Annotated in this window: 23 protein-coding genes and 1 pseudogene; 13 read left to right on the forward strand and 11 right to left on the reverse strand. The window is 60.9% G+C overall.

Translation table 11 applies throughout. From position 1 onward, the window contains the following. The first annotated feature begins 249 nt into the window (after window positions 1-249). The 6 genes from BST11_RS06785 to BST11_RS06810 all read left to right on the forward strand — a co-directional run bounded on the left by BST11_RS06785 (window position 250) and on the right by BST11_RS06810 (window position 6,361). Window positions 250-939: a TetR/AcrR family transcriptional regulator gene (locus BST11_RS06785; protein ID WP_068214359.1), complete on the forward strand. Its 690-nt coding sequence runs from the start codon at window positions 250-252 to the stop codon at window positions 937-939. A gap of 217 nt (window positions 940-1,156) precedes the next feature. Further along, window positions 1,157-3,505 (forward strand): CaiB/BaiF CoA transferase family protein, encoded by a 2,349-nt coding sequence (locus BST11_RS06790; RefSeq protein ID WP_083137207.1) that lies wholly within the window; start codon window positions 1,157-1,159, stop codon window positions 3,503-3,505. A gap of 5 nt (window positions 3,506-3,510) precedes the next feature. Continuing rightward, entirely contained in the window at window positions 3,511-3,711 is a 201-nt protein-coding gene (locus BST11_RS06795; protein WP_082958428.1) for a ferredoxin, read from the forward strand. Next, a complete protein-coding gene (locus tag BST11_RS06800; RefSeq protein ID WP_083137208.1) occupies window positions 3,708-4,823 on the forward strand; it encodes an NDMA-dependent alcohol dehydrogenase in 1,116 nt (371 codons plus the stop codon). The genes BST11_RS06795 and BST11_RS06800 overlap by 4 nt, the downstream gene beginning before the upstream one ends. 1 nt (window position 4,824) lies before the next feature. After that, on the forward strand, window positions 4,825-5,907 hold the full coding sequence (locus BST11_RS06805) for an NAD-dependent epimerase/dehydratase family protein (protein ID WP_068214403.1): 1,083 nt from the start codon (window positions 4,825-4,827) through the stop codon (window positions 5,905-5,907). Window positions 5,908-5,974: 67 nt separating this feature from the next. Continuing rightward, window positions 5,975-6,361 carry a nitroreductase family deazaflavin-dependent oxidoreductase gene (locus tag BST11_RS06810; protein ID WP_083137258.1) on the forward strand — a complete coding sequence of 129 codons (387 nt, stop codon included), beginning with the start codon at window positions 5,975-5,977 and terminating at the stop codon, window positions 6,359-6,361. 208 nt (window positions 6,362-6,569) lie between these two features. Here BST11_RS06810 and BST11_RS06815 read toward each other — a convergent pair whose 3' ends face one another. Together BST11_RS06815 and BST11_RS06820 are read right to left on the reverse strand one after the other, a co-directional pair. Continuing rightward, window positions 6,570-6,989, reverse strand: coding sequence for a limonene-1,2-epoxide hydrolase family protein (locus BST11_RS06815; RefSeq protein ID WP_082958429.1), 420 nt, complete (start codon window positions 6,987-6,989; stop codon window positions 6,570-6,572). Window positions 6,990-7,051: 62 nt separating this feature from the next. Next, window positions 7,052-7,702, reverse strand: coding sequence for a TetR/AcrR family transcriptional regulator (locus tag BST11_RS06820; RefSeq protein ID WP_068214408.1), 651 nt, complete (start codon window positions 7,700-7,702; stop codon window positions 7,052-7,054). A gap of 112 nt (window positions 7,703-7,814) precedes the next feature. Between BST11_RS06820 and BST11_RS06825 the strand changes: the two genes are divergently transcribed. From BST11_RS06825 to BST11_RS06850, 6 genes are all read left to right on the forward strand, one after another. Beyond that, window positions 7,815-8,774 carry an oxygenase MpaB family protein gene (locus tag BST11_RS06825; protein ID WP_131806043.1) on the forward strand — a complete coding sequence of 320 codons (960 nt, stop codon included), beginning with the start codon at window positions 7,815-7,817 and terminating at the stop codon, window positions 8,772-8,774. After that, window positions 8,775-9,581, forward strand: coding sequence for a CbbQ/NirQ/NorQ/GpvN family protein (locus BST11_RS06830; RefSeq protein ID WP_068214365.1), 807 nt, complete (start codon window positions 8,775-8,777; stop codon window positions 9,579-9,581). Window positions 9,582-9,705: 124 nt separating this feature from the next. After that, window positions 9,706-10,842, forward strand: a complete 1,137-nt coding sequence (locus BST11_RS06835) for a spirocyclase AveC family protein (RefSeq protein ID WP_068214367.1) — start codon at window positions 9,706-9,708, stop codon at window positions 10,840-10,842. Then, window positions 10,835-11,716 (forward strand): SDR family oxidoreductase, encoded by an 882-nt coding sequence (locus BST11_RS06840; RefSeq protein WP_083137209.1) that lies wholly within the window; start codon window positions 10,835-10,837, stop codon window positions 11,714-11,716. The genes BST11_RS06835 and BST11_RS06840 overlap by 8 nt, the downstream gene beginning before the upstream one ends. Before the next feature lie 37 nt (window positions 11,717-11,753). Further along, entirely contained in the window at window positions 11,754-12,965 is a 1,212-nt protein-coding gene (locus tag BST11_RS06845; protein WP_068214370.1) for a cytochrome P450, read from the forward strand. Between the two features lie 62 nt (window positions 12,966-13,027). Continuing rightward, the gene (locus BST11_RS06850) at window positions 13,028-13,813 is read left to right on the forward strand and encodes a spirocyclase AveC family protein (RefSeq protein ID WP_083137210.1); all 786 of its coding nucleotides are present in this window, start codon (window positions 13,028-13,030) and stop codon (window positions 13,811-13,813) included. A 22-nt stretch (window positions 13,814-13,835) separates the two neighbouring features. Here the strand turns inward: BST11_RS06850 and BST11_RS06855 are convergent. From BST11_RS06855 to BST11_RS06895, 9 genes and pseudogenes are all read right to left on the reverse strand, one after another. Further along, window positions 13,836-15,085, reverse strand: a pseudogene (locus BST11_RS06855) (cytochrome P450). Between the two features lie 168 nt (window positions 15,086-15,253). Beyond that, a complete protein-coding gene (locus BST11_RS06860; protein WP_068214375.1) occupies window positions 15,254-16,366 on the reverse strand; it encodes an ABC transporter substrate-binding protein in 1,113 nt (370 codons plus the stop codon). A gap of 111 nt (window positions 16,367-16,477) precedes the next feature. Then, window positions 16,478-18,328, reverse strand: coding sequence for a flavin-containing monooxygenase (locus BST11_RS06865; protein WP_083137211.1), 1,851 nt, complete (start codon window positions 18,326-18,328; stop codon window positions 16,478-16,480). Beyond that, a complete protein-coding gene (locus BST11_RS06870) occupies window positions 18,325-19,647 on the reverse strand; it encodes a cytochrome P450 (protein ID WP_158086769.1) in 1,323 nt (440 codons plus the stop codon). Before BST11_RS06870 ends, BST11_RS06865 begins: the two co-directional genes overlap by 4 nt. A 20-nt stretch (window positions 19,648-19,667) precedes the next feature. Further along, complete coding sequence (locus BST11_RS06875; RefSeq protein WP_158086770.1) at window positions 19,668-21,251, reverse strand: AMP-binding protein; 1,584 nt, start codon at window positions 21,249-21,251, stop codon at window positions 19,668-19,670. A gap of 101 nt (window positions 21,252-21,352) precedes the next feature. Beyond that, window positions 21,353-21,751, reverse strand: coding sequence for a nuclear transport factor 2 family protein (locus tag BST11_RS06880; protein ID WP_142276223.1), 399 nt, complete (start codon window positions 21,749-21,751; stop codon window positions 21,353-21,355). Window positions 21,752-21,780: 29 nt separating this feature from the next. Next, window positions 21,781-22,650 (reverse strand): enoyl-CoA hydratase/isomerase family protein, encoded by an 870-nt coding sequence (locus BST11_RS06885; protein ID WP_082958433.1) that lies wholly within the window; start codon window positions 22,648-22,650, stop codon window positions 21,781-21,783. Between the two features lie 32 nt (window positions 22,651-22,682). After that, complete coding sequence (locus tag BST11_RS06890) at window positions 22,683-23,855, reverse strand: acyl-CoA dehydrogenase family protein (protein ID WP_083137215.1); 1,173 nt, start codon at window positions 23,853-23,855, stop codon at window positions 22,683-22,685. Next, window positions 23,839-24,837 carry an acyl-CoA dehydrogenase family protein gene (locus BST11_RS06895; RefSeq protein WP_068214387.1) on the reverse strand — a complete coding sequence of 333 codons (999 nt, stop codon included), beginning with the start codon at window positions 24,835-24,837 and terminating at the stop codon, window positions 23,839-23,841. The genes BST11_RS06890 and BST11_RS06895 overlap by 17 nt, the downstream gene beginning before the upstream one ends. A 276-nt stretch (window positions 24,838-25,113) precedes the next feature. On the opposite strand from BST11_RS06895, the gene BST11_RS06900 reads away from it, so the two are divergent. Continuing rightward, a complete protein-coding gene (locus tag BST11_RS06900) occupies window positions 25,114-26,322 on the forward strand; it encodes an FAS1-like dehydratase domain-containing protein (RefSeq protein ID WP_083137216.1) in 1,209 nt (402 codons plus the stop codon). The last annotated feature ends 56 nt before the right edge of the window (window positions 26,323-26,378 follow it).

Raw genomic sequence — 26,378 nt, forward strand, 5'->3', positions numbered from 1 at the left:
CTCCACCGAGGGACCGTCCACATTGCAGCTACACCGCAATCGTGCCACCGTCCACGTGCCATCTGCGCCGGCCCTCGGATTTCTCGCACACGCCGAAATTAGCTTTGGCAGCACAGTAAATCGTCGGCTACAGGGAGGTCAAGTCGCACTCGATAACTACCTGAGCAAGCCTACGATCCGCGCGCCGGCGTGGAACGGCGCGCGTGCGAGTTTTCCCTCAGTCGAAGGGTGCTCGCTAAAGTATGTGTGATGACTGCAGGCGCGCGGCGGCGAGTTCGCGATAAGGACGGCAAACAACGAGCCCTCCTTGAAGCGGCTGCTGAGGTCTTTGCCGAAGCGGGATACGCGGCCGCGGCGACAAAAGAGATCGCTCGTCGCGCCGACTGCTCGGAGGCAATGCTGTTCCACTACTTCGGGGACAAGCGAGGCATCTTCGAGCAAATCGTTTCTCGACAGATCGCGGACCTCGTCAGTGAGGCCGAAGAGCGAGTCGTGGCGGCCCTGCCTGCCCGCTTCGAGGAGTACATCGAGCAGCTTTTCTTTGCGAGACTAAGGATCGATGACCGGGACAGCGGTGTTCCCGGCTGGGACATCTCCGGTCGGGCGTTATCAGATCCGGACTTCTCGCTGCGGGTGCTGCAACCCAATCACGCACGTCGTACGGCCGTTATCGCCGAAGGCGTTCGCCACTACCAAGCCGCGGGACAGATCAGGGCCGACGTCGACGCCAACCTGTTCGCCGAACTGCTGGCTAATTTCATCATCTTCACAACGAGCCTCGGACCTCGCTGGTTTGGTACGGGCGAGTCAGACATCCGCGCGCAGATCGAACTAGGTTCGCAGATCCTCGCCAGAGGCGTAAGCACGTCAACTTCGAAGCCGCCCGCCAACCGAGGCGAGCGCCTCGCGCGGGCCCGTAAGGTGCGTGCTGCCGACTAAGGCTCCGGCGAACCCCGCGCGCGACCAAAGTTATCGAGTCACACTTGACACCCTAGCTTTCTCGTCGCTAGCGTCGTTCCCAGCCAGGGCGCAGCCATGCGGATGCAGAGCACCCCTGCTCGATCGGTACGAGCGTGAGGACAGAAGGTGGCGTGTGTGCACTCAGCGGCGCGAGTAACTCACTTTCGACAACATTGACTCGGAAAGTCGCACAGCGATGAACCCCCTGCGTGGGGTTCGCGTTGTCGAGCGGGCGACTGAAATCACCGGTCCGTACTGCACCAAGTTGTTTGCCGACCTCGGAGCAGAGGTCATCAAGATAGAAACCCCAGACGGGGATCCGTTCCGCCGCAGAACGTCTGGTGATCGAAGCGAAGACGGCGCGCTGTTCAATTTTTTGAACGCCGGCAAGCGTTCGGTCGTTGGCACTTCGCTGCCCGACCTGGAGGCGCTGATCGTTTCCGCCGATGTGTTCGTTGATTCTCTGGGCCCTGGGGCGCTCGACCATGAGGCCCTCCTACGGCGTGCGCCGCATCTGGTGATCGTGGCGTTGTCTGCCTACGGGTTGACCGGACCGTACCGGGACCGACCCTCGACGGAGTTCACGATTCAGGCCGAGAGCGGCACCCTGGCGCTGCGGGGTCGTCCGGACCAACCGCCCATTCAAGCGGGCGGTCGGGTCTTCGAATGGGTCATGGCCAGTTATGCCGCCGTCGGGGCGCTTGCCGCTTTGCGTCGGGCTCAACTCGGCGGACCGGGTGAAATCATCGACTGCTCGCTGTTGGAGACGTGTCACCTCAGCGCCAGCGGATTCGCTGAGCTCTACCACGAGCTGGCCGGTCGCCCCCCTTTGACCGCGCCGGCGCGACAGGTTGAAATCCCTTCCATCGAACCGACCGCGGACGGATGGGTGGGCTTCAACACCAATACCCGGCAACAATTCGAGTCGTTCCTGGCAATGATCGGCCGACTGGACCTGCTCGATGAGGACCAAGCCTGGGCAGTCGCCACGACGCGGTGGGAGCGCCGCGAGGAGTGGAATCAGATGGTGCGGGAATGGACGACGCGACGTTCCACCGACGAGATCGTCGCGTTGGCCTCCGATCTGCGGATCCCCGTCTCACCAGTCAACAATGGCCAGACCGTGTTGGACCACCCTCAGTTCGCGGCGCGCGGCGTGTGGGCCACGTACGCCGACGGCAGCTTTACCCACCCGCTGGCGCCCTACCAGATCAATGGCGAGCGGCCCGCCCCAACCGCCGGTGCTCCTCCACTCGGCGAATTGGCAATAGCCGGCGCCCACAACAGGATTGCGACCGCTGCCGACCGTGCACCGAGACTTCCGCTGGAGGGCGTACGGATCATCGACGCGACAGTATGGTGGGCGGGCCCCTCCTCCACCCACATTCTCGCCGCGCTAGGCGCTGACGTCATCCACCTGGAGTCGACGGACCACCCTGACGGCGCACGGATGGCGGCCGCAGCGTTCGCCAATCAGCCTCAGTGGTGGGAGCGGTCGGGGATGTACCTGGCGACCAACGCCAACAAGCGAGGACTCACTCTGGACCTGTCCTCACCCGAAGGACGGGAGCTGTTGTTCGGACTCGTCGAATGCTCGGACATTCTGGTCGAGAACTTCTCGCCCCGCGTCTTCGACAATTTCGCCATCACGTGGGAGGCCGTCAGCGAGCGGAACCCTCGACTAGTGATGGTCCGTATGCCTGCGTTCGGGCTGGACGGACCATGGCGCAACAACGTGGGTTTCGCGCAAACGATGGAACAGATGACCGGAATGGCGTGGGTGACCGGCCACGTGTACGACCAGCCGCGAATCCCTCGCGGCCCGTGTGACCCACTGGCGGGAATGCATTCCGCTTTCGCCATGCTCGCGGGACTCCGGCGACGCGACGAGACCGGCCAGGGGTGCTTCATCGAAGTATCGATGGTTGAGTCCGCGCTCAACGCGGCCGCCGAGCAGGTTGTCGAATTCACCGCCTACGGGAATCTGATATCGCGACTGGGAAATCGCAGCCGTGACGCCGCCCCACAAGGGCTCTATCAATGCGCGGGGACCGAGCGGTGGCTGGCGATTTCGGTCGCCACGGACGAGCAATGGGGCCTATTGAAGTCGGCTCTGGGTGAACCGGATTGGGCGAATGACTCCACGCTGGACAGTCACGAAGGGCGTGTGCGGGCACACGATGTTATCGACAAGCATCTCGAGCAATGGGCCGGCGACCACGATTCCGCGGCCGCGGCAGAGTTACTCGTTGAATATGGTGTTCCTGCCGCGGATTTGAAAGACGCCAGGGTCGGTTCGATGCACCCTCAGCTGGCCGCACGAGGCGTTTTCGAGAGCCTCGACCATCCCGTCGTCGGACGGCACCATGTGCCGGCAATTCCCTTCAAGTACCGCAGCGTCGACAAGTGGTATCGATCAGCAGCGCCGACATTGGGGCAGCACAACGCGAGCATCCTCGGCGACCTACTCGGCCTCGACGCCGCATCCATCGCAGTGCTCACAGAAAAAGGAGTCATCGGAACCAGGCCGGGCGGATTGGATTAGACAACGTGAAACTTCATGTCGACAGGGAAATGTGCCAGGGCCACAGCCGTTGTCACGCAACGTATCCCGAATTGTTCGACATCGATGACGAAGGGTACGCCTTCGTCACCATGGAAAATGTTCCCCCAGGATGGGAAGACCGGGCGCACAACGCGATTGCGAACTGTCCCGAGCGTGCCATACACATCGTCAAGGAGTCGCCGTGAAGACCAAGGGAGCAGTTCTTTGGGGGCTGAACGAGAAGTGGTCGGTGGAAGAGATCGAACTCGATCCGCCGCAGGAAGGTGAGCTGCTCGTCGAGTTCGAAGCCACCGGTCTATGCCATTCCGACCACCACATCCGCACCGGCGACATGTACGGGGTGAGTTTTCCCTTGATAGGTGGACACGAAGGGGCGGGCGTCGTTCAAGAGGTTGGCCCGGGAGTGCGCGATGTAGCGGTGGGAGACCACGTGGTCACATCTTTCCTGCCGGCGTGCGGCCGCTGCCGCTGGTGCGCCACCGGCCGTCAAAACCTCTGTGATTACGGGGCGATCATCCTCGCCGGAGTTCAAGCCGACGGTACCTTTCGGCGCCGAGCCAAAGGACGGGGCATCGGAGCTCTGTCAGGTGTCGGCAGCTTCGCGCAATGGGGCGTGTTATCGGAAGCCTCAGTAGTCAAGATCGACAACGATGTGCCGCTATCGCGCGCATGTCTTCTCGGCTGCGGCGTAACCACCGGCTGGGGTTCGGCCGTCAATACCGCGAATATCAGTCCCGGCGACGTGGTGATCGTGTTGGGCTGCGGAGGGATCGGCAGCGGCGCCATTCAGGGCGCGCGGCTGGCGGGAGCGGAGCACATCGTCGTGGTCGATATTGAGCCGAGCAAGCGCGACAAAGCGTTTCAGTTCGGAGCCACTCAGTTTGCCACCTCGATGGAGGAAGCAACGCAGTTAGTTGGCGAGATCACGCGTGGAGTCATGGCCGACTCGGCGATCCTGACGCCAGGCGTGCTCGAAGGGCCGATGATCAACGACGCGCTCAATGCGGTGCGGAAGGGCGGTGCCGTGGTGGTCACCGCCCTGGCATCGATGTCCGACGTGACGCCGACGCTGCCGCTGACGTTGTTCACGCTGTTCCAAAAGCGCCTCCTGGGCAGCCTGTACGGCGAAGCCAACCCGCGGGCCGACATCCCTCGGCTCATAAGCCTGTACCGAAGCGGCAAGCTTTTGCTCGACGAAACCGTCACCACCGAGTACAAGCTCAACGACATCAATGAGGCCTACGACGACATGCTCGCCGGCCGCAATATTCGAGGAGTAATAATCCATGAGCACTGAGCTGAATGGAACTGTCCTCGTCACCGGCGGCTTCGGCCTGGTGGGATCGGCAACCGTCCGGAGACTGGTCGAACTCGACCGCCGCGTGGTGGCGACGGACCTCGATACGCCCGCCAACCGGAAGGCGGCTCAGAAACTACCGCGCGGCGTCGAGTTCCGGTGGGCCGACCTCACCGATTCCGAGCAGGTGCAACGTCTCGTCTCCGAGATCGCCCCGGACGCGATCATCCATCTCGCAGCGATCATCGCACCGGCGATCTACCCGATACCCAAAGTCGCGCGACGGGTGAACGTGGACGCGACTGCAAATCTGGTTCGCGTCGCCGAGGGGCAACAGAAGCCACCGCGATTCGTCCACGCGTCGAGCATTACCGTGATGGGTCCCCGTAACCCGCACCGCACGACCCCGCCTCTGAGGGCGGAGGATCCGATGCGACCCTACGACGTCTACAGCGGACAGAAGTCTGAGGGCGAGGAGATTGTGCGGGGATCGACGCTGGATTGGGTGGTCCTGCGTTTGGGGGCCGTGGTCGGCCCGGACCTGGGGGCGCTACCGGTCAGCGCCGACATGGCGTACCTGCAATCCGTGGTGCCCAGCGACGGTCGGGTGCAGACAGTCGATGTTCGCGACGTCGCCTGGGCGTTGGCCGCGGCGACCACCGCCGACGTCGCTCGCGAGATCCTGCTGATCGGCGGCGACGATTCCCACCGATTGACCTACGCCGAGGTCACCTCAGACCTCGTCGCGGCTTTGGGTCTACCGGGCGCCATGCCACCGGGCCGGCCCGGGGATCCGAACAGCGACGACGATTGGTTCGTCACCGACTGGATGGACACCACCCGCGCCCAAGAGGCGTTGCAGTTCCAGAACCACTCGTGGCCCGAACTGCGGGCCGAATTGTCGAAGAAGTACCGATTGTTGCGCTATCCGGGCCCGCTCATGGCCCCGCTAGTGCGAGTGGTCATGGCGCGCCGGTCGCCGTATCGGAACGCACCGGGTCAGTACGCGGACCCGTGGGGGAAAATACGTGCCAAATTGGGCGAGCCGTTATGGGATCGGCCCAAAGAGGTTCCGGCGACGTAGGTTTCGCGCCAAGCCCACTACAGTCTTCCCGGGTGGACCAGAACTGCATGTGGTGAGAAAGGATTTCATGCGAGTGCCTCGTGCTGTCGCACAGTTCAATCGCCGTGTCACTAATCCTGTGGCTCGCTCGCTCACACCGTGGCTTCCATGCCTAGGCACGCTCGAGCACACCGGGCGCAAGTCAGGCAGGCATTATCGAACGCCCCTCTTGGTATTCAAGACCCGGGAGGGCTTCGTCATTCTCATCGGCTACGGGCCTGAAACGGACTGGCTCAAAAACGTATTGGCCGGCGGGCCGACCGTACTGCACAAGCGGGGCAACGCCCTCGCGTTGGGCAGCCCGCACATCGTCAGTAAGGCTGAGGCCGCGCCCCTTGTCACGCCGGCACCCCGACTGTTCTACCGTCTGTTTCCCTACAACGAAGCAGCATTGGTGTTGACGAAAACCGACTGAACGGACTGATTCAATCGCTCGTCGCGGGACGACGCAGGACCCCGAGTATTGCGGTGCGTCGTCCAAGCTCATCATCGCGGCGAACTCGTCGCGGACAAGCGGTTTTTGTTGTGCAGTCCTCAGCAGCCCGCTGGGCAGCAACAGTGAGTGCGGTTGCTCCGAGATTTGTTGTTATATCCCAGCTTTGCGAAACGCCGTCGCTCATCGTTCATGTCGCAGACGCGGATGGAACCAGCGCGCTGATGTCTTCACCTTGAAGGAGTTTGATTGTGAGGTTGAGATCGAAGTAGTCGGTCCACCTGGTGATCTTGCCGTCATCTCCGACCACGAAAGTTCCCATCACCGGAATGGCCGGCTTGGCTCCATCGGGGGTCTGGATGTAGTCGAGGCGTTCGGTCAGAACGACTGAACCGTTATTGGCGATGTTGACGATTTCGAATGCATAAGCGTCGGGAAACATCGAGAACTGGGCACCCAAGTTCTCCACGATGGCATCGACGCCGGTGCAGGCCGGCATACCGACATTTTGATAGACGGCGTTGTCAGCCAGCAGCGGGCGCAGAGCGTCGGGATCGCGACGTTCCATCAGGGCGCAGAACTCGCGGACCACATCAACGGGATTAGACACGGGGAAACCTCCAACTCGAACGGACCACACACCAATACGATCTTTTTCTTCACATCACGCGGCTATCTGGGCTGGCTCACCGATTCGGGGAGTGCTGTGGAGATGTCAGCCGTGGCCAACAGCAAGCCGGCGACAAGGTCAGCGACGTGTTCGCGGCTTGTGTCGAACTCACCGCGTAGCCATGCAGTGGTCACCTCAATTGCACCGCTCACGACTGCAAAAGCAGCAAGATCGGTGTTGAGCTGGCTGGCGGCGTTGTGACCGAGAAGTTCCCTGGTGCCTGCGGACATCGCGGCGGCGATCGCGCGGGTGCTTTCCAAGCGGGCGCGCTGTAGGGCGTCGGAGGTGTTGGACCCGATCAGTAATTTTGCGAGCCGGGGGTCGGCGGTCAGAAATTCGAGAGCCGCGTCCGCAGTGATGCGAATCTGCGCTCGAATGTCAGCCGGGGCCTCACGTGTGGCGGCGCCCACGGCCTCCAATCCCAACGCGGTGAGATCCCGCACGATAGCTTCTAGCAACGCATCTGAGTCGGTGAAATGCTCGTAGAAATAGCGATCATTGAGGCGTGCGCGTGCGCAAACCGCACGTTTCGAGACGGCTCGGACGCCACCTTCGGCAAACAGATCGAGCGCAGCCTCGACCAGGGCGCCGCGCCGAGTAGCGCGGCGCTCCTCGGCCGTGATGCCGCCGTAGCTGCGAGTCGCACTAGCCATCGACCGCATTGTGCCTCATCTTCTCTTGACCTAACCACGTTTTTGGTGCAGTCTGGCACCACAATAACTTCTGGGGCCGACATGCACCAGAACCAGGGCCTAGGAGGTGCTGATGTCGGTCGGTGCGATCGGCGAGGTCAACCCTGTCCTTATCGGCGACTCCGGGTACCAATGCGCCGGCTCGGTGGCTGATCGGTTCGAGCGCACGATGGGATCGCGCTTCCTTGTGCTGTTCGCCTCAGCCCTCTTCGACGAAATGATGCTGCCGGCCGTGTCGGCATCCCTAGTAGATACAGGGCGGATTCGAAAAGACCCGTTTGCGCGCGGGCGTCGCACGGCCGCATCCTTTCAACTCACGTTTGTCGCTAACGATGTCGATCGTCGCGAAGAGATGCAACGTCTCGTGCGCCTGCACCGCGACATCAAGGGCGTCGGGCCCGACGGAGTTCGCTACAGCGCGATGAGTCCCGAGCCGTGGAATTGGAATCTGATCAGCATCTTCTTCATGTACCGCGGGGCCTTCATGGCGATGACCGGGGAAAAGCTCAGCGCCGCTGACAACCAGGCAATCTGGGACCGGTACCGGGTGCTAACCGAAGATCTACAGATGCCGGGTCGTGCACGACAACTGGCAGATCGCTATGACGAGCTATCCGCGTATTACGACGAGATGGCGACCGAGAAGCTCACGCACACACAGGCTCTCGACATCGTCGTGAATGCCCTGCGGCGGCCGCGGCGACCCGAGCAAATGTCTGTTCTCACCGAACCGCTGTGGAGACTGCTAGGACCACTCGGAGGTCATGTTGCCGCAATCCTGGGGTTCGGCATCATGCACCCCCTTGTGCGGGCGATACTTCCGATGCGGTGGACACGCCGCCATGAGCTGGAATTTGCGGTCCTGACCAGGCTCCTGCAGATCGCCTACCGCTGGTTGCCCCGTGGCCTTACCGACGCGCCGCTTGCGCGGCCCAAGTGCGCCTACGCGCGAGTTATCAATCACTACAAGGGAATCGGCCTGACATCGTTCGCGCCGGGCGTCACGGAAACATGCGGACATTTGGCGGGGTAGATGACGCTGACTGATGGTGTGAAAGTCGACACCCGTCCGTACTACGTCCCTGTAAGCGACGAAGAACGGGTGTTCAAAGCTGCTTATCGCCAGGGTTTGTCGATCCTTTTGAAGGGCCCGACTGGGTGTGGGAAGACGCGGTTCGTCGAGGCAATGGCCCACGATCTCGACCGACCGCTGATCACCGTCGCGTGCCACGACGATCTGACTACCGCGGACCTTGTGGGCCGCTTCCTGCTGCGCGGCGGCGAGACTGAGTGGGTTGACGGGCCGCTCACCCGTGCGGTGCGTCAAGGTGCGATCTGCTACCTAGATGAGGTCGTCGAGGCACGCCAGGACACAACCGTCATACTGCATCCGCTGGGAGATTACCGACGCCAGTTGCCGGTCGAGCGGCTTGGCGTCACGCTCGACGCAGCGCCTGGGTTCTGCTTGGTGGTGTCGTACAACCCCGGCTACCAGAGTGTGCTGAAAGATCTCAAAGATTCAACTCGCCAGCGGATGGTCTCAATCGAATTTGGGTTTCCGCCAGTTGATGTCGAAGAGAAGGTCGTTGCGTGCGAGTCGGGGGTCGGGCCGGAGCGGGCTGGCGAGCTGGTCCGGTTCGCCCAAGCCATTCGTCGGCTGGAGACGGCACGGCTACGCGAAGTGGCATCGACGCGTGTGCTCATCGCGGCCGGCCGCCTGATTGCCGAGGGCCTTGAACCGCGCGTCGCCGCGCGTGCAGCTATCGCCGGCCCGCTCAGCGATGACTCGACGGTCACAAGCGGCTTGGTGGAGATGATCGATGTGTATCTGAGTGGCTAAATCCCACAACGCAATTGCAATCTTTCAGCGGGACAGATATTTGTGAGGATCGGTCGGTGACGACAGAGCAGGCAATGCGTGATCACACACATGCAAGTGAAACAAGAGATTGTGAGGATCGATAGTGACCGCCGAGCAGACAACCGCATCGTCCAAAGGGACGACGACAGTTCCGGCAGGCTCTAGGAAGGGCAATATTTGGACCTGGGTCTTTTGGGCCCTGGGTGCCATCGCGATCGCGGCTGTGGCATGGAATGCCCGCGACTATCCCGACGCGCGGGTCGGTAATCCGGAAGTGACGGGGATACCTCGTCCCGTCAGGCCCCTACTCGGCTTTCGCCACTGGCTCGCCGTTGAACAGGTTGGCACCCTCATCGCGATGATCATCATCGTCGCGGTCTGCGTATGGGGCTGGCGTCGTTATGGCCCGCACCCATACATACTCATGGCGATCGTGACCACGTTCATCGTCTGGCAAGACCCGATTATGAACTGGGCCCCGTACGCGGTTTACGACCCGCGACTGTGGCACTGGCCGGAGTCGTGGCCTTTGGTATCGCTCTCCCCCACTGTCGAGCCGTTCATCGTCTTCGGCTACGTGATGTTCCAATTCGGCCCGTACTTTCCGGCGGCCTGGGCTCTCCGCAAGATTCAGGCTCGACGGCCGGTCGACTCATTCGTCTGGCGCCATCCGCTGATCAGTCTTGGCATCTTGATCTTCGTGGTCGGGTTTATCGTCGACATGTTTCTCGAAGTCGCAGCGATCCGCACAGGTCTGTACAGCTACTCGCAGCTGATGCCGTTCGGCTCCATCTTCACCGGTACACCGCATCAGTTCCCGCTGCTGTGGGAATCCTCCTTGGTCACCCTGGTGATGATTCCCGCGGGGATCTTGGTCTACCGAGATGACACCGGTCGCACGGTGTCCGAGAAGTTGGCAAAGCGCGCACGCATCTTCCCCACCCGCCCGGCTCTCGGTTCATTCATGGTGATGATGGTCATTGTGAATGTCTTCTATTTGTTCTACGGAGGAGCGTTCGCTCTGATGAAGTGGTCACGTGCCACGACGTCCGTCGCGTGCCCCTGGCCGTTCCCGGACGCGAAAGTGTATGACCCACAGGGCTTCTACGAAGAGAACGGCCAGAAGGGGCCTTATTCCTCTGGCATCTGGTCGACATACATGATGTTCCAGCCCGACGGACGTCCGACGGTCACGCTCGGGTCCAAGAGTGATCGCTGTGCGGAGCACAACAATGGGTGAGCCGCGCACCGTCGTCATCACAGGGGCTTCACGCGGACTCGGGCTGGCCTCCGCCGCTCATTTGTACAGACTCGGGTGGCGCGTGGTTGGGGCGATGCGGAGCCCGGACGTCGGCCTGGAACGCCTCTGTGACGCAACTGGTGCACCGCCGGACGACCCTCGGCTGGTCGGGATTCAACTCGACCTCGCCGATAGGGCATCGATCGACGCGGCCGCAAAGAGCATCGAAACCGCAGTCGGCGCGCCGTACGCCGTTGTACACAACGCGGGAATTATGGCAGCCGGCTGTGTCGAGGAGATGGACGTTGATGTCTGGCAACATCTCTTCACTACCAACCTGTTCGGGCCGGTTGCACTGACCAAGGCCCTACTGCCGTCTATGCGCGCTGCCGGTCGCGGTCGAATCGTGGTGATCTCCAGCGAGGGCGGTGCGCGCGGAATGCCGACGATCGCCGCGTATTCCGCGGTCAAAGGTGCATCCGAGCGGTGGGCGGAAGCCATGGCCGGCGAGGTCGCGCCGTTCGGTCTCGGCGTAACCATACTCGTGGCGGGGACATTCGATACCGACATTCTCACCGATGCGGGAGTGCAGGACTACCGCTGCTTGGACGGACCCTACGGCCCAATCAACACCAACATCGACCGCCGAGGCCGCCTTGCTATCCGAATCGCAGGAACGCCACAGCGGTTCGCCCGTGGGCTGGCCAAAGCCCTCGACGACACCGCGCCCCTCACCCGTCACGCCGTCGGCCCCGACGCACACATGCTGCTGATCAGCAATCGGTTCCTCCCGAATCGGCTTCTTCAGCAAGTCACACGAGTCGCGATGGGAATCCCGCGTTTCGGTTCTCTACGAAGCGATTCGGTCGCTTAACCCCCCTGACTGTCAGCAAGATTAAGGAGTCTGCACGATGCAGTTGTTCGACGACCTGGACGATTTCGGATCCTTCGACGATGCGGTCGCTGGGGACGTACGCGATCCCTACACCGAGCTGGCTCGCATCCGGAAATCCGAACCGGTGCAACGGTTGGACTTCTCCGTGATGCCCGGCGAAGAGGGCAAACCGGTCTTCATGGTGTATCGACACGAGGATATTCACGAGATGTTGCGCGACAACGAGACCTACTCGTCGGCCATCATCAAGGACTTCTTCGGTATCGGCAAACACGTAATGGTCGGAATGGACGAGCCCGAACACGGCAGGTACCGGGCGCTCGTTTCCAAAGCCTTCACACCAAAGGCGCTGGGGCGCTGGGAATCGGACCTGGTGGCGCGGGTGGGTACCAGTCTAATCGACAACTTCGCCGGCAATGGCAGCGCAGATTTGGTGAACGAGTTCACGTTTCCCTACCCGGCCCAGATCATCGCCGGACTGTTGGGGTTGCCCGAAAAAGACTATGCGCAGTTTCAACGATGGTCGATATCGCAGCTAGCCTTCGGCATCAACCCTCAGCGTGCCGCGGAGGCGACCGAGGAACTCGGCAAGTACCTCGTGCCGATTCTCGCCGATCGCCGCCAACACCCTCGCGACGATCTGACCAGTGGGCTCGCCGAAGCGGAGATCGACGGCGAGAGACTGTCCGACGAAGAGATCTACTGCTTCTTACATTTGCTGATGCCAGCCGGAGTCGAGACCACGTACCGGTCCCTGGGCAACCTGCTGTTTGGCTTGCTGTCGAACCCCGATCAACTCGACGCGGTGCGTGCTGACAGATCGCTTCTGCCACAGGCAATCGAAGAGGCAGTGCGCTGGGAAGCTCCACTCCTATCAATCACCCGGGTCACCACACGCGACACGGAACTGGGCGGTGTGCAGATCCCAGCCGGCTGCTCAGTGATGCCGATGCTCGGCGCCGCCAACCGCGACGAAACCCGCTATGACAATCCCGATCGTTTCGACATCTTCCGCGAGCCGCGGACGCCGATCTCATGGGGCTACGGCGCACACGTCTGCCTGGGAATGCACCTGGCTCGCATGGAAATGCGGGTCGCGGTGAACCTGTTGCTCGATCGCCTCGACAACCTCCGTCTCGACCCTGATGCCGATGATCCCCACATCCGCGGGCAGGTATTCCGGTCGCCTACTGCTCTGCCTGTTCTCTTCGACGTTCCCAGAAGATAATTGTCCATCGGTGCGGTCGTGTATTTCGACCCGGAGGCGCGGCCCAGTAAAAGAGCGCAGTCGTGAGCACTGAGCTGACTCCATTGGTGACCGCAGGAGTGATCTTCGCCTGGGGAGGCGGCATCGCGTTTACGGCGACCGGTATGTATCTGAGTGTTCGCGGTCGCCGCCCGCACCCACTCCTACTTCTGTGCATCTCGGCGATCTCCTTCTCATGGATCGAGGCGCCCTACGACTGGGCAATGTATGCACAATTCCCGCCTGCGCTCCCCCGCATGCCGCCGTGGTGGCCGTTGAACATGACGTGGGGTGGACTGCCCTCAGCCGTGCCGGTCGGCTATATCTCCTACTTCGTGCTACCCGCCGTGGCCGGCGCTGCACTCGGGCGGTGGTTGAGTGCACGGTTCCGGTGGCGCATTCCGATCACACTTCTGACCGTCGGCCTGGCCGTTGGGTTCTGCTGGGCGTTGTTCTTCAACGCCGTCATCGGCGCGCGGCTCGGAGTCTTCTACTACGCCTACGTGATCCCCGGGCTCGGATTGTTCGAAGGGACTAAACACCAGTACCCGATCTACGACGCGCTCGCGATGGGCGTGCAGATGATGGTTTTTACCTACCTGCTCGGCCGCAGGGACTCCGAAGGACGAAACGTCATCGAGATGTGGTCCGACAAGGTCTCGAAGAGTCGTGCGCAATCGACAATCCTGTCTATCGTCGCTGTCGTCATCGTCGGAAACCTGGTCTACGGCGCCGTTTTCGCGCCTCATCTAATTACAAAGCTGGGCGGCTGGGTGACGTCGGGGACGACCGAGCAGCTGTTCCCCGGCGTACCCAACCAACCCCGTTAACGCAACGATCCTCCGGCTTGCATCAGGCAGGCTTGAATTGAATATGAAGCTCGCGCAGTCCGCGCAGGATGAAGGTTGGCTCAGGGCATCGGCTGGGCCGTGGTGCGCTTCGGAGATGCGCAGGTCGGTCATCCGGTCCAAGATACGGTTCAGCGAGATCCGCGCCTCAGCGCGGGCCAGCGGCGCCCCCGGGCATGAATGGTTGCCGCGGATGAATGCCACGTGTTCGCGCACGTTGCGACGGTCGGGGTGAAAAGCGTCGGGTTCGTCGAACTTGCGAGCATCGCGGTTGCAGGCCCCGGGGAGCAGCATCACGATCGTACCGGCCGGGACGGGTACGTCCCCGATGTGGGTCGATGTCCTGGCCATCCGAAAGTGTGCTTTGACAGGGCTTTCCAGTCGCAGCGTCTCTTCCAGGAACCCCGGGATGAGGCCGCGGTCCTCGCGGAGTGCGGTCTCGAAGTTTGGATTCTCGGCGATGATGCGAACCGCAGTGCTAACCAGTTTTGTGGTCGTCTCCGTTCCCGCTGCGAACAGAAAGGTCGACAAGTTCATTACGTCGACGATCTCCGGCGTAGATCCGTCGGGATATTTTGCCTGGGCCAGCTCGGTAAGCACATCGGCCCGAGGAGCGCGCCGGCGTTCCTCGATGTAGGCATGAAACTTTTGGGCGAGGAATTCCAGCGGATTATGGGAGCTGACTGACTCGTCGCCGATGGCACCGGCGAGTGATTTGTCGAACGTTGCCCGAAACTCGTCGTGGTCTTCGGCGGGGACGCCGAGGAGATCGGCGATGACCAACAACGCGAACGGGTTGGCGTAATCGTGAAGGAATTCACACTCGCCGCGATCGATGAACGTGTCGAGCTGCTGATCGGCCAGCTGCCACATGAAATCTTCATTCTCGCGCAACCTCTTTGGGGTGAGGAGCTTGCTGAGAAGTCCGCGGGTGCGGGTGTGCTCGGGTGGGTCTTGGACGGCGATGTGTTCTGCCATGGGCAGTTGATCGCGGTGTTGCTCGATCAGTTCGGTGACATCATCACCGCCCGGGCCAAAGGGCAGACCAGACAGGGGCCCCGCGAACGAGACGCAGGACGAGAAGGCCGGGTTCTTGTAGACCTCGAGTGCCTCCTCGTAGCCGGTAACAGCTAGGACGCCGAACGGCGTTGCGGTCGTGACAGGGCACTTCGACCGTAAGTAGTCAAAGTATGGGTATGGATCGGGCACAAGGGATTCGTCGGTGAGGAAGTCCACCGATTCGAAGTCGGTCACGAATCACTCCTCGCGTAATTCATGGACAATTGCATTTTGCACTCCTTAACCTGCGGGTAGCCCATCGTCTTAACCTCGGTGGTCGCCGAACCGCGGAAGCCGCAGCATCAACCGCCCACGCCGATCCATCGTGGCGTGGGGGCGCACCGGTGGAGCAGGCCCTCGTCGCTACTCCTCACCGAACCGACCGACCAGATGCGAATTAATCCCGTCTGAGTCAAGTTGCCGCGCAACGAGATAGCCCGCTCCCATCCAGCCTCGCCGAGTCCATTTGCCAAAGGACACTCTGGTACCCGGCGCGCCCGAAGCCGCGGGCATCATTTTCACTTTCTCAAGTGCCTCTTTGAGACCTCGTGGACTCAAGGGGTGAGCTAGGGTGATTGCGCGCACCAAAGTCGAGGCAACATCATGATTCACGACCGGAACGCAATACTGCGGGCGCCGCCCATACACAGCCTCATATTTATCGAGGAATCGCTGGCCTACCGGGTTTTGTTCGTCGTATTGATCAACCCCGGTCCAGTTCATAAAGGCGTTCCACATCACCGGATTCATCCACGCATTTTGAAAAGCAGTGCTGGTGAAACGTGGTGGATCCCACTTGAGCGCCTCAAGCGCTGCGTTGATGAAGACAATCCCGAAACCGAAGCCGCAGTGCACAAGTGCGCTGGGTTTGGCCTCGCACATCGCGTCCACGGCTTTGGTGACATCTTGGGCAGTCTGCGCCAATGACACTTCGGCGACGATACGTATTCCCCTGCGCCGACACTCGTCTTCAAAGTTTTTGCAGTAGTGGTGGCCGGACTCAGACTGCTCCACAAAGACTCCGACCTCCCGGTGCCCGCCCTTTTCGAGAAGATCGGCCCAAAAGATCGGCTCATCGGTGAGGGAGCCCTGCGGAAACGAAAAAGTCCACTCCCCCAGCCAGTCGTCGCTACCGGTGACACTCAACGCAGGAACCCGAAAACGCTCTTCGATAGCCTCCTTGGTCGGTACGCAATTATCGCTGATGTGCGGCCCGAACACGGCAAGGCATCCCTCGTCGACTAACTCCCCATAGGCATCGATCACAGCCTTCACTGAACCTTTGGGAAGGCCCTCGACCTCGCGGTAGATGATCTCGAGCGGGCGGTCGATGACACCCTGTTCGCGCGCCTCGTTGAACACCAAGTCGAACGGGTCGGTGAGGTCTTTTCGCATATCCTCCGGATATACATCCGGAAGGATGAAATCCATGATGTAGCCGATCTTTATGGGTTGAGCGGTGCTTTCGTAGGACATTTCAACTCCAGTAATGTGACGACATAAGTGCGGGTTTGGTGACTCACAGAGCTTGGGACGACGCAATCACCTCGCGTTCAATTTCGAGTCTTTGCGACAACGCTTCTTGGATCACGTTTCGACTACCAGACCCGACAGATCGTCGCTCGAACGCCAGTCTGCTAAAAGCTGCTCCCACGCGTAGTACCCGAGTCCGTAGGTCTCACCGGTATAGATCCGTGGCCGCAGCTCTCCTTGTTCGTCCGCCACTTCCTGACCGTCGTTGTTGAAGTATCCCGGCGTGCATTCCCGGAAGAACGCGGAGGTGTCGACAGCGACTTCGCGGACGTGGTTGACATACGCATCTTGCGCTTCCAGGCTGGGCTCCACCGTCCGAGCTCCGCGGCTGACCGCTTGGCTGATGATCCATGCGATATGACGGCCCTGGTAATTGAAGGTCTCAGTGGTTGAGGCGTTGAATCCACCTTGAAAGAAGCCCACGAAGAACTGATTTGGGAATCCGTGGGTCATCACACCGTGAAGCGTCCGGAACTCATGTGCCCAATGGTCGTACAGTGATTGACCACCCCGGCCCGATACTTTGTCGATCCCCCAACGTCGTTGGAGGTCGCTGGTCACTTCGAACCCGCTCGCGAAAATCAGACAGTCAACCTCGTATTCGGAGGATTCGTGCATGAAGCCGCGGGCCGTTATGCGCTCCACACCTCGCGTAGGAGAAACATCGAGGAGCCGCACATTCGGCCGATTGAACGTGGGATAGAACTCGTCGCTCGACGCGGGCCGCTTGCACATGTGCCGATACCAGGGTTTGAGGATAGCCGCGGTCTCTTTGTCCTTCACCACAGCGTCGACGCGTGCTCGCAAGCGCTCCATGACGCGGAAATCCATCGCCTCGCGCTTTGCCAGGAACTCCTCAGGCGATTGAGGCCAACCCGCTTCGTCGAATTCAGCCGCGAGGTTCCTGTTGATCTCTGTCCAGATGTCACAGATGCGGTCCTGTTCACCCGGTATCAACCCGTCGATCGCGGCATGGTGGAAGTTGATCTGTCGTTCGCGCTGCCAGCCCGGCTGTAGTGTCGCAACCCATGATGGGTCCGTCGGAGTGTTATGGCGTTCATCGACGGTCGAAGGTGTGCGTTGAAGCACGTACAACTGCTTGGCGTATCTGGCCAGGTACGGAACTACTTGAATGGCGGAAACGCCGGTACCGACGACCGCCACACGTTTGTCGTTCAGCCTATCGAGAACTGGTTCGCGCTGGTCCCCGCCGGTATATTCGTAATCCCAACGGGCAGTATGGAAGATCTTGCCCTGGAAGCCCTCGAGTCCCGGCACGTTGGGCACCTTCGGTGTATTGATCGGGCCCATCGCCATGATGATGAATCGAGCTCGTAGAGCGTCACCGCGATCGGTGCTGATACGCCAGCGTTTGATTGATTCATCCCATCGCAATGCGTTGACGCACGTGTGAAACAACGCACCCTTATACAGCCCGAATTTGCGTGCAACGCCTTGGCAATACTCGCGGATCTCGAGACCGTCGGCGAACTTCTTGGAGGGGAAGAACTGCATCTCCTCGAGCAGCGGAAGATAACAAAAAGCGTCGTTGTCACATGACAGGCCAGGGTATCTGTTCCAATACCACACTCCTCCGAAATCTCCTGCCTGCTCGATGATTCGGAAATCGGTCACACCGGCCCTACGCAAGTGGTAGCCGGCAAGGACGCCCGCCCAACCACCACCGAGTACGACGACATCCACGTCATCGCTTACCGCCTGGCGCGACACCCGAGGCGTGTACGGGTCGCTGTAGTCAAGTGCCTCAGCATCTTCGAAAGCAGGTGCGTACTGCTCCTGACCGTCGAGGCGGAGCCGGCGATCCCGCTCCTCGCGGTACTTGTTCTTCAGGGACGGGATGTCTACCGCATGTGGGGCAGGAACGTTAGTGGGATCGCAGTTCATCGGCTAAGTCCTTCGGCGGTCTGCGGCGCGAACCGTAGTGGAAGACGTTCCATTGCAAGCAGAGCGGCATTCGGTAGGTACCGGATGTCTTCGATCGGTATCGCCAGGCTGATGTTTTTCATCCGCCTCGCTGTTTGCTTCGCCGCCACCAGCAGTTGCATACGAGCCAGTGAGATGCCCAAACACAAATGTGCGCCAGCTCCGAATGTCAAGCTCTTTCGTATGTTGATTCGACTCGCATCAAACTGGCGCGGGCACTCGAAGACCGCTTCGTCATCGTTTGCTGAGGCGAACAGAATAAGTAGATGTGCGCCCTCGGGAAGCGGTGTGTCGCCCAAGGTCACCGGCTGGGTTGTCACACGCGATAATGCGCGTACCGGTGGCTCGAGCCGCATGAGTTCCTCGACGAAACGGCCCATCTGCGAATCGTCGTCGGCCGCGGCGTAGAACTGCTGGGCGATCGCGGTGTCCGTCGCGACCTTGAAAAGGATGTTGGTGAACGCCGTCGACATCGAGTCATGGGTGTTGATGAGAAGCATCCGCGCGGTTGCCACCAACTCTTCGAACGTCAGCGGCTCCTCGTCTGGTGTGTCGGCCCTGATGATGTCTGACAGCATGTCGTCTTCGGGTGTCTCCATTCGTTTTTCGACGAGTGCAATCAGATAGTTCTGCATCTCACAGAGCTCTTGAGCCGCCCGGATCATGTCATCACGCGTATTGGTCAGACTGAATTGCGACAGATAAGCGCTGCCCCAGCGCTTGATCGTGCCCATGTCGAGATCGTCAACCTGTAGTTGTTGCATGCTGAAGGCAATCGCCATCGGCAAAGCCAGATCGTGCAAACCGTCCGCCTCACCGCATTCGATGAACTTGTCGATCAGCTCGTCGACGAGCCGCTCAAATTGCGGTTCAAGAGCCTTCATGCGCCGCCTGCCGAATGCCTGCGACAGTAGACGGCGCACGCGGGTATGCCGCGGCGGATCGATGTTCGCCACGTCCGGGAAAAAGCCGCCGCCCTCGCGCGCGAGGATCTCTTTCATCTCATCAAGGTGGCCGTGGGCCATCTGCCGGTAATATCCCAGCTCCTGGGAGAAGACGACCGGATCTCGAAGCACCGCCATCAGGTCCTCGTGTCGCGAGACCAGGTACATCCCGAGGTCGGTTTCGTAGTGCACCGGGTCCCCGTCGCGAAGAGCCCGGTAGTAGGCGAAGGGCTTCACCTGAATAGCCGGGTCGATGAAGGAGACGCCCGCAAGGGATTCCAGTCGCTCTTGGCCTACCGGGCATCCGGCGGTCGAATTGGTGCCTCGTGTCGTCACAATCCTGTCCTTCAACATCACTAGTTGGACAGCGCGGTCGCTTGTCCGCGGTATCCCTGGGTCAGCCTGTCCCAGGTGCGAGGACCTATTCCTCGCTTCCGCAACTCGGCCTTGATGATGCGTAAAGTCGCCTGGGTCTTTGGTAGGTCGTCGACGAACTCGATATAGCGCGGCACCATGAAGCGCGCCATGCGCGACTCGAGGTCCGCGCACAACTCCTCGGGGTCGATGGACGATTCGGAGCGCTTCACCGCGAACAGTAGGATCTCGTCTTCGGCGGTGTCGGCCGGCACTCCCACGGCGGCACACTCGACGATTTCCGAATTGCGCAGCACGTCCGCTTCGACCTCGAAAGAGGAGATATTCTCACCCCGCCGCCGGATCACGTCCTTGAGCCGGTCGACGAACATGTAATCACCGTCCGCGGTGCGGACGAGCGCATCTCCCGTATGGAACCAGCCGTTGCGCCACGCGACCGCCGTGGCGCCGTCGTTGTTCAGGTAGCCCGCGTTCATCACCCACGGCACGGCTGCACGCACGATGCACTCCCCCGGTGTGCCGTCTGGAACCTCGTAGTCATGCTCATCCACCAGGCGAACCTCGAAACCGGGATACCCTTCGCGGAGGCGACCCACAGTGCGCTCGTTCGTAGGGTTCCACCCGGAGCAAATCGCGACACCGCCCTCCGTACTGTTGTAGACGGTGCAGATGCGGGTATTGAATCTCTCGCTGAATTCCTTATAGCAGGCGCCGAGCGGAGCCATGAAGAGATTCTTGAGTGACGTACCATCCGTTGGGCTTTCGGCAACCCTCAACAACAGATCCGCCATTGATCCGACGAGCATGCCAGTCGTTATGTTGAACTCTGAAACGTCCTGCCAGAACCTGGTGAGCGCAAATCGCGGCCTCATGACAACACGCGCGCCGACCATGGCCGCGTGATACGGGATTGACTTCGATCCAAAGTGAGCATGAGACGTGGTGCAATAGAAGATGTCTGACGAGTCGAGATCCTCGAAGGGGAACGTTCCCAGGTTGATCGAGTGCAACTGCGCCCATGGCAACTTTACCGCCTTAGAGGGGCCCGTCGTGCCTGATGTGTAGGTGATACAGGCAATGTCGTGCGGTTCGGGCTCCCGCATCCGTGTTCGCGCAAGGTTGACATCGGAATCGAGCGCATCCACCGTCACGACCGGCAGCTTCGCTCCAGGCTCGTGGTGGTATCCGCCACTGTCGATATTGTCGATTACGAGCACTCGCTTGACCGTTGTCAGTTCCGAGGCAACGGCGTCGACGAACGGCAGGTATTGCTCGGCAACGACGAGTAATTCGGGCTGGCAATTGTTGATCGCATATGCGAGCATGCGGCCCCGGAACTCGGGATTCGTTGCGGCATCTATAGCGCCGACGCTCGAGAGGCCCAGCCATACGACCAACGATTCGACGCCGGCGTCGAGGATGGTGGCAACAACGTCACCCGTTTCCACGTCCAGCGCGAGGAAGCGCGCCGCCCAGAGGATCATCGCCTGTTGGAACTGCTCCCAGGTTGCCGATGCGCCGTCCACCGTATGCAGGAACTCCCTATGGGGATCTGCTTCGGCCATGCGATTCACGATGGCGGGCAGCGTCTCTCGAGAACGCGAGTCAGAAGCCCAACGCATTGCGCACTCCTGCAATGATTCCGACGCGTACCTGCCCGATCGTTTCACGTGTATTTCCAGAAGGCCCGCATCATCGTGATCTTGCCTTCTTGGTTGAACGTGAAGTGATCCACGAGGGGGCCGACATGCTGCATCGCACCGTTGCGAGTCACTACGCCGTGCAGAATGGCAATGGCCTCATTGCCACACACGATCACTTCACGCTCAAGCCATAGCTTCATGGGAGTTAGATCCTCGACCATCTTCCAGAAGGTCGTTCCTATGGCCGCAATGCCGCGAAACGTATCGACTCCCACGGGATCTTCCAGGACGGCGTTGTCATCCCACAGGGCGAGCCAGCCATCTTTGTCGTGATCGCTGAGAGTCTGGCAGTGCGCGTTGATCGCCGCATTTATCGCTTCGGCATCTGGCATCTCTTCCTCGTTTCGGTCCTTCGTTGACACCTCAAAATCGGAACATGTTCGGGCGGAGCTCACACTTTGCTGACCTCGTCGTCCCAACCGGTATCGCGCTCGCGCACGGCGGCCCTAACCCCCTTTTCATGGATCAGCCGTAGGTGATGCTCCTTGGCCACTGCGGCCTCAGCGCTGGGAACGTATGGGTCTCGGCCGACGTCGACCATCGCTGAAAGCCCCGCCGCTTCGTAGAGGCGATGCGTTCCGCGCTTGTTCGCCACCAGGTCACCAATTTCCATGCGTGCGATCTGCTCGGCAAAGCACAGCGCTGTCTGTTCTTCCTGGCCCAACGGGACGACCCGATTGACGTAGAACAGTTGTCGGGCCGTTTGCGCATCCATCCAGCCGCCGGTCATCCACAGCTGCTTCATTACTCGGATGGGAAAATGAAAGGGCATCAACGCATAAGGACCGTAGGGCGCCCCGACCCCGACTCGAGATTCCTCCCAACTGAACCGCGAGTTATCGGCTGCGATCACGACGTCAGCGGCCAGGAGAATGGTATTGGCGTGGGGTCCTACATAACCTTTCGTTGCGACGACCAACCCCTTGGAGAAACGCCAGGGCGGAAGAAGATCTCCCGTGTGGACCCAGTACTTGCCTTGGATCGTCGCCGGCTCCTGACCGCCTATGGTCTCGGCAGCCACTTGTTGAACATCGTGACCAGAAGAGAAGTTTGCGCCCTCAGCAGTGAGCACGACGCAGCTGACATCGGCCATGCGATCACAATCCGCGAGGACCGAGTAGAACTCGTTCTCCATGGTGCTGTTGATCGCGTTCATCTTCTCGGGCCGATTCAGCCGAATCATCACGATGCGCGCGCGCCGTTCCACCTTGACGCACGTCATCGCGGCCCAGTGCGCTTCAGGCAATACGTGTTCTCCCATCGGTCTGTTCCATGCAATTGATGAGCTCTCAGTCAGCCACGTGGAAGACCGAGTACTTTCTGCGCGATGATGTTCCGCTGAATCTCTGATGTACCTCCGGCGATGGTGGCCGCGACCCCCCGGGTGTACCGCTCGAATCTGCTGGCGAAATACTCGTCGGGGTTCATCGGTTGGTATCGCTCGGTTACTGGATGCCGCAGCCCGTCGACGCCCGCTGTACTCAGAGTCAGCTCGGCAGCGCGCATTTCGGCTTCAGAGCCGAGGAGCTTAAGCACAGAGACGGAGAAGGTGTCGATCTCTCCGCGGGCGGCACGAGCCAATGCCGCCGATCCAATCGCCCGAAGGGCGTGGTAGTCGATGACTGTCGACGCGAACCGATCACGTTCGACTTCGGTGCGGGGGCGGCAGTCGGCGATGAGATTGTCTATCCGGTCGGCAAGCATCACCCACATCATCGTGCGCTCATGCCCCAGTGAGCCATTGGCGACTGACCATCCCTGGTTCAGCCCTCCTACGAGGTTCTCCGCTGGAACTCGGACGTCGGTGAAGAACACCTCATTGAAGTCGAGGTTGTCCTGACTGGCGATATCTGCGAAGGGGCGACACACCACGCCTTCGCTGCTCGTCGGAATTATCAGCGCCGAAATGCCCTTGTGCTTGGGGGCATCCGGATCTGTGCGAACAAAGGTCAGCAGAAAATCGGCATCATGCGCGCCAGACGTCCATACTTTCTGGCCGGTGACTACGAACTCGTCACCGTCTCGGACGGCCCGCGTTCGCAGGGACGCGAGGTCGGAGCCCGCGCTGGGCTCACTCATTCCGAGCGAAGCCGTCATTTCGGCGCGAAGGACCGGAACCGCCCAGCGCTGTTGTTGCTCGCGGGTGCCGAAAGTGATTATGGATGCCGCAACGATGTTGACGCCCTGCGGGTTGAAGCTGTGATAGATGCGTCGCCGGCACAGTTCATCTAGGTGGACGAATTGCTGAAGGACACCCGCGTTACGACCCCCGAACTCGGGGGGCTGTGCCGGCAGTAGCCAGCCGTTGTCAAACAGCAGGCGCTGCCACTTCCTCGCCCAGGTCGGCATATGCGAGACCGACCGCGGGCGCTCGAACGTTTCGGCTTCGGTCGGCAGGTTTTCGTCGAGAAATGCGGCGAACTCTGCCCGGAACGATTCGACATCTTGATCAAAAGTCAGCTGCACGATACTCCCTGGCGATGAGCGCGCGATGCTCTGAGGCATCGCCGAGCATCAGTTCCCCCGCCTTCGCGCGTTTAATGGCGAATTGCAGGTCGTTTTCCCATGTGAACCCCATAGCGCCGAAGCACTGCAATCCGTGCTGGACGACGAGCGACTGCGCCTCCCCCGCTGCAGCTTTCGCCATCGCGGCGAACAGGCGGCGACGCGGATCGTCAGCGACGATGGTGAGCGCCGAGAGGTATGCCAATGCTCGCGCCCGCTCGATGGCAACATGCATGTCCGCGGCCTTATGTTGGAGCGCTTGAAACGACCCGATCGGTACCCCGAACTGGTAGCGCTGCTTGAGGTGTTCCAGAACCATGTCGACTATGCGTTGACACGCGCCAACGATTGTGATCGCCATTCCGGTCAGCGCAATGTGCCATGCCCGCTCGGTGTCGGATGCGATCCGGTTCTCATCGCCGACATACACTTCGTTAAAGCGAAGGTCCGCGAGGTGCAGCACGGGATCGATTGCTGCGACCCGACGAGATATCACGGCTTTCGCCTCGACAACGAACACACCGGCGGGCGTCACCACGGCGAGTCGGTCTGCACGGTTCCCGTCGAGGACGTAACGAGCTGCACCGTCGAGAACCCAGCCGGCGCGATCCCTGTATGCCGTGACACCGCTGTACACCGCGGCGCCGGCGCCATCCTGCCCGACCCGGTCGCCAACCAAAGGCGCGAACTGCGTCATTGTCGCCAAGAACGGCGTCGGATCACTCGCGCGCCCAAGTTCTTCGAGGAGGAGTGTGAGCTCGACGAAGCTTTCAGTGCCGATGAGCTCCGTCCAGCCTTCGTCGATGTACCACTGCCATAGCGGGCCGGCGTCGGCGTCACCCTCCGCGATCGCCCGGACAAGGGACGGTGGGCACTGTTTGGTCAGCGCCCCCCGGACCGTTTCGCGCCAAAGACGCTGGTCATCGTCGAGCTCAAGAAGCAACTGGGCCCCATCTTGTCCGAAAACTTTCGACGAGAATATAATTCTCGTATCGCGCAAGTCTAGGTTGACGGATCTTGACAATCAAGATGTGCAGGATAGAACATCGGAAGTTATCCGATCTTGGCGATGACGCCGGGAAGAAGGGGACCACCACCCATAGGCCGTCGACAGGCCCCTTCCGTCGCTTCGGGCCTCCACGCGGCCCTAGGTGCGACGAGGACGGCAGGCGTGGGCCGCGGCGTCGTCAACGTCCATCGCTGAGCAGGAGCACACACAATGGCCAAGCAGTCGACCACAACAGGTCCCACCTCGACGAAAGTCGAGCTCGATCTGTCCGACGTCGACCACCGGGTCGGCAAACCCGTCGGGGGCGGCCAGTTGTGGGATCCCTGTAGTTCCTCCGACATTCGTCGCTGGGTGATGGCGATGGACTATCCGAATCCGATCCATTGGGATGAGGAATTCGCGCGGGCGTCCAAGTTCGGGGGCATCATCGCGCCGCAGTCGATGGCGGTCGCCCTCGACTACGGGCACGGCGCGGGACCCGCGTGCGTAGGGCACATTCCGAACAGCCATCTGATCTTTGGGGGTGAGGAATGGTGGTTCTACGGATGCCCCGTCCGGCCGGGCGACCAACTGTTCCAAGAACGACGGTTCCACGACTACAAGGTTGTGGAGACGAAATTCGCTGGGCCCACCATGTTTTCGCGCGGCGACACCACCCATACCAACCAGAACGGCGTCCTGGTAGCCCGCGAACGCTCGACGGGGATCCGCTATCTCTATGAAGAGGCCAGGAAACGCGGGATGTTCGAAAGCCAGCTCGGCGACATCAAGCAATGGACACAGCTCGAACTGGAAGAAGTCGACAGATTGCGCCGGGACTGGCTGGAATCGAACCGGATGGGCATCTCGCCGCACTTTGACGAGGTGAACGTGGGTGACACGCTACCGCGACGCGTGATCGGTCCGCACAGCATAGCGAGTTTCACCACCGAATACCGGGCCTTCGTCTTCAACATCTGGGGCGCATTCCGGTGGGTTGCACCGGTCGGCGTCGACGATCCGTGGGTCTATCAGGATCCTGGTTTTGGCAAGGATTTCGCGTTCGACGAGGAAGACGCGAAGGTCGATCCCCGCAAGCGCGACGGACTCTATCTCGGCCCGTCACGTGGTCATATCGACGCCGACCGGGCCACCGAGGTCGGAATGGCGCGCGCCTACGGCTACGGCGCAACGATGGGCGCCTGGTGCACCGACTATCTCGCCTACTGGGCCGGCAATGACGGAATGGTCCGGCACACCAAGGCAGACTTCCGCGGACCCGCGTTCGAGGGCGACGTCACCTACTTCGACGCCGAGGTCATCGGCAAGGAAACGGAATCCGCATGGGGGGTGCCACTGGTTCAGGTCAAGTTGCGCCTCAGCAACCAGAATGACGAGGAACTCGTCGCCTGCACGGCCGAGATCGAGCTACCGGTGTAGCGAGGCCAGTGAATAGATGAATTCTGGCGCTGCGAAATCCCTTTCGATCGCATATG

Source organism: Mycobacterium alsense, from assembly GCF_002086635.1.
GTDB classification, from domain to species: Bacteria; Actinomycetota; Actinomycetes; order Mycobacteriales; family Mycobacteriaceae; genus Mycobacterium; species Mycobacterium alsense.

Bases quoted from the DNA above. Each gene is read 5' to 3' on its own strand.
- BST11_RS06875 (WP_158086770.1), bottom strand. From the start codon at position 21,251: ATGGCCGAAGCAGATCCCCATAGGGAGTTCCTGCATACGGTGGACGGC.
- BST11_RS06860 (WP_068214375.1), bottom strand. From the start codon at position 16,366: ATGTCCTACGAAAGCACCGCTCAACCCATAAAGATCGGCTACATCATG.
- BST11_RS06820 (WP_068214408.1), bottom strand. From the start codon at position 7,702: ATGGCTAGTGCGACTCGCAGCTACGGCGGCATCACGGCCGAGGAGCGC.
- BST11_RS06790 (WP_083137207.1), top strand. From the start codon at position 1,157: ATGAACCCCCTGCGTGGGGTTCGCGTTGTCGAGCGGGCGACTGAAATC.
- BST11_RS06840 (WP_083137209.1), top strand. From the start codon at position 10,835: ATGGGTGAGCCGCGCACCGTCGTCATCACAGGGGCTTCACGCGGACTC.
- BST11_RS06865 (WP_083137211.1), bottom strand. From the start codon at position 18,328: ATGAACTGCGATCCCACTAACGTTCCTGCCCCACATGCGGTAGACATC.
- BST11_RS06785 (WP_068214359.1), top strand. From the start codon at position 250: ATGACTGCAGGCGCGCGGCGGCGAGTTCGCGATAAGGACGGCAAACAA.
- BST11_RS06825 (WP_131806043.1), top strand. From the start codon at position 7,815: ATGTCGGTCGGTGCGATCGGCGAGGTCAACCCTGTCCTTATCGGCGAC.
- BST11_RS06810 (WP_083137258.1), top strand. From the start codon at position 5,975: ATGCGAGTGCCTCGTGCTGTCGCACAGTTCAATCGCCGTGTCACTAAT.
- BST11_RS06900 (WP_083137216.1), top strand. From the start codon at position 25,114: ATGGCCAAGCAGTCGACCACAACAGGTCCCACCTCGACGAAAGTCGAG.
- BST11_RS06830 (WP_068214365.1), top strand. From the start codon at position 8,775: ATGACGCTGACTGATGGTGTGAAAGTCGACACCCGTCCGTACTACGTC.
- BST11_RS06845 (WP_068214370.1), top strand. From the start codon at position 11,754: ATGCAGTTGTTCGACGACCTGGACGATTTCGGATCCTTCGACGATGCG.
- BST11_RS06885 (WP_082958433.1), bottom strand. From the start codon at position 22,650: ATGGGAGAACACGTATTGCCTGAAGCGCACTGGGCCGCGATGACGTGC.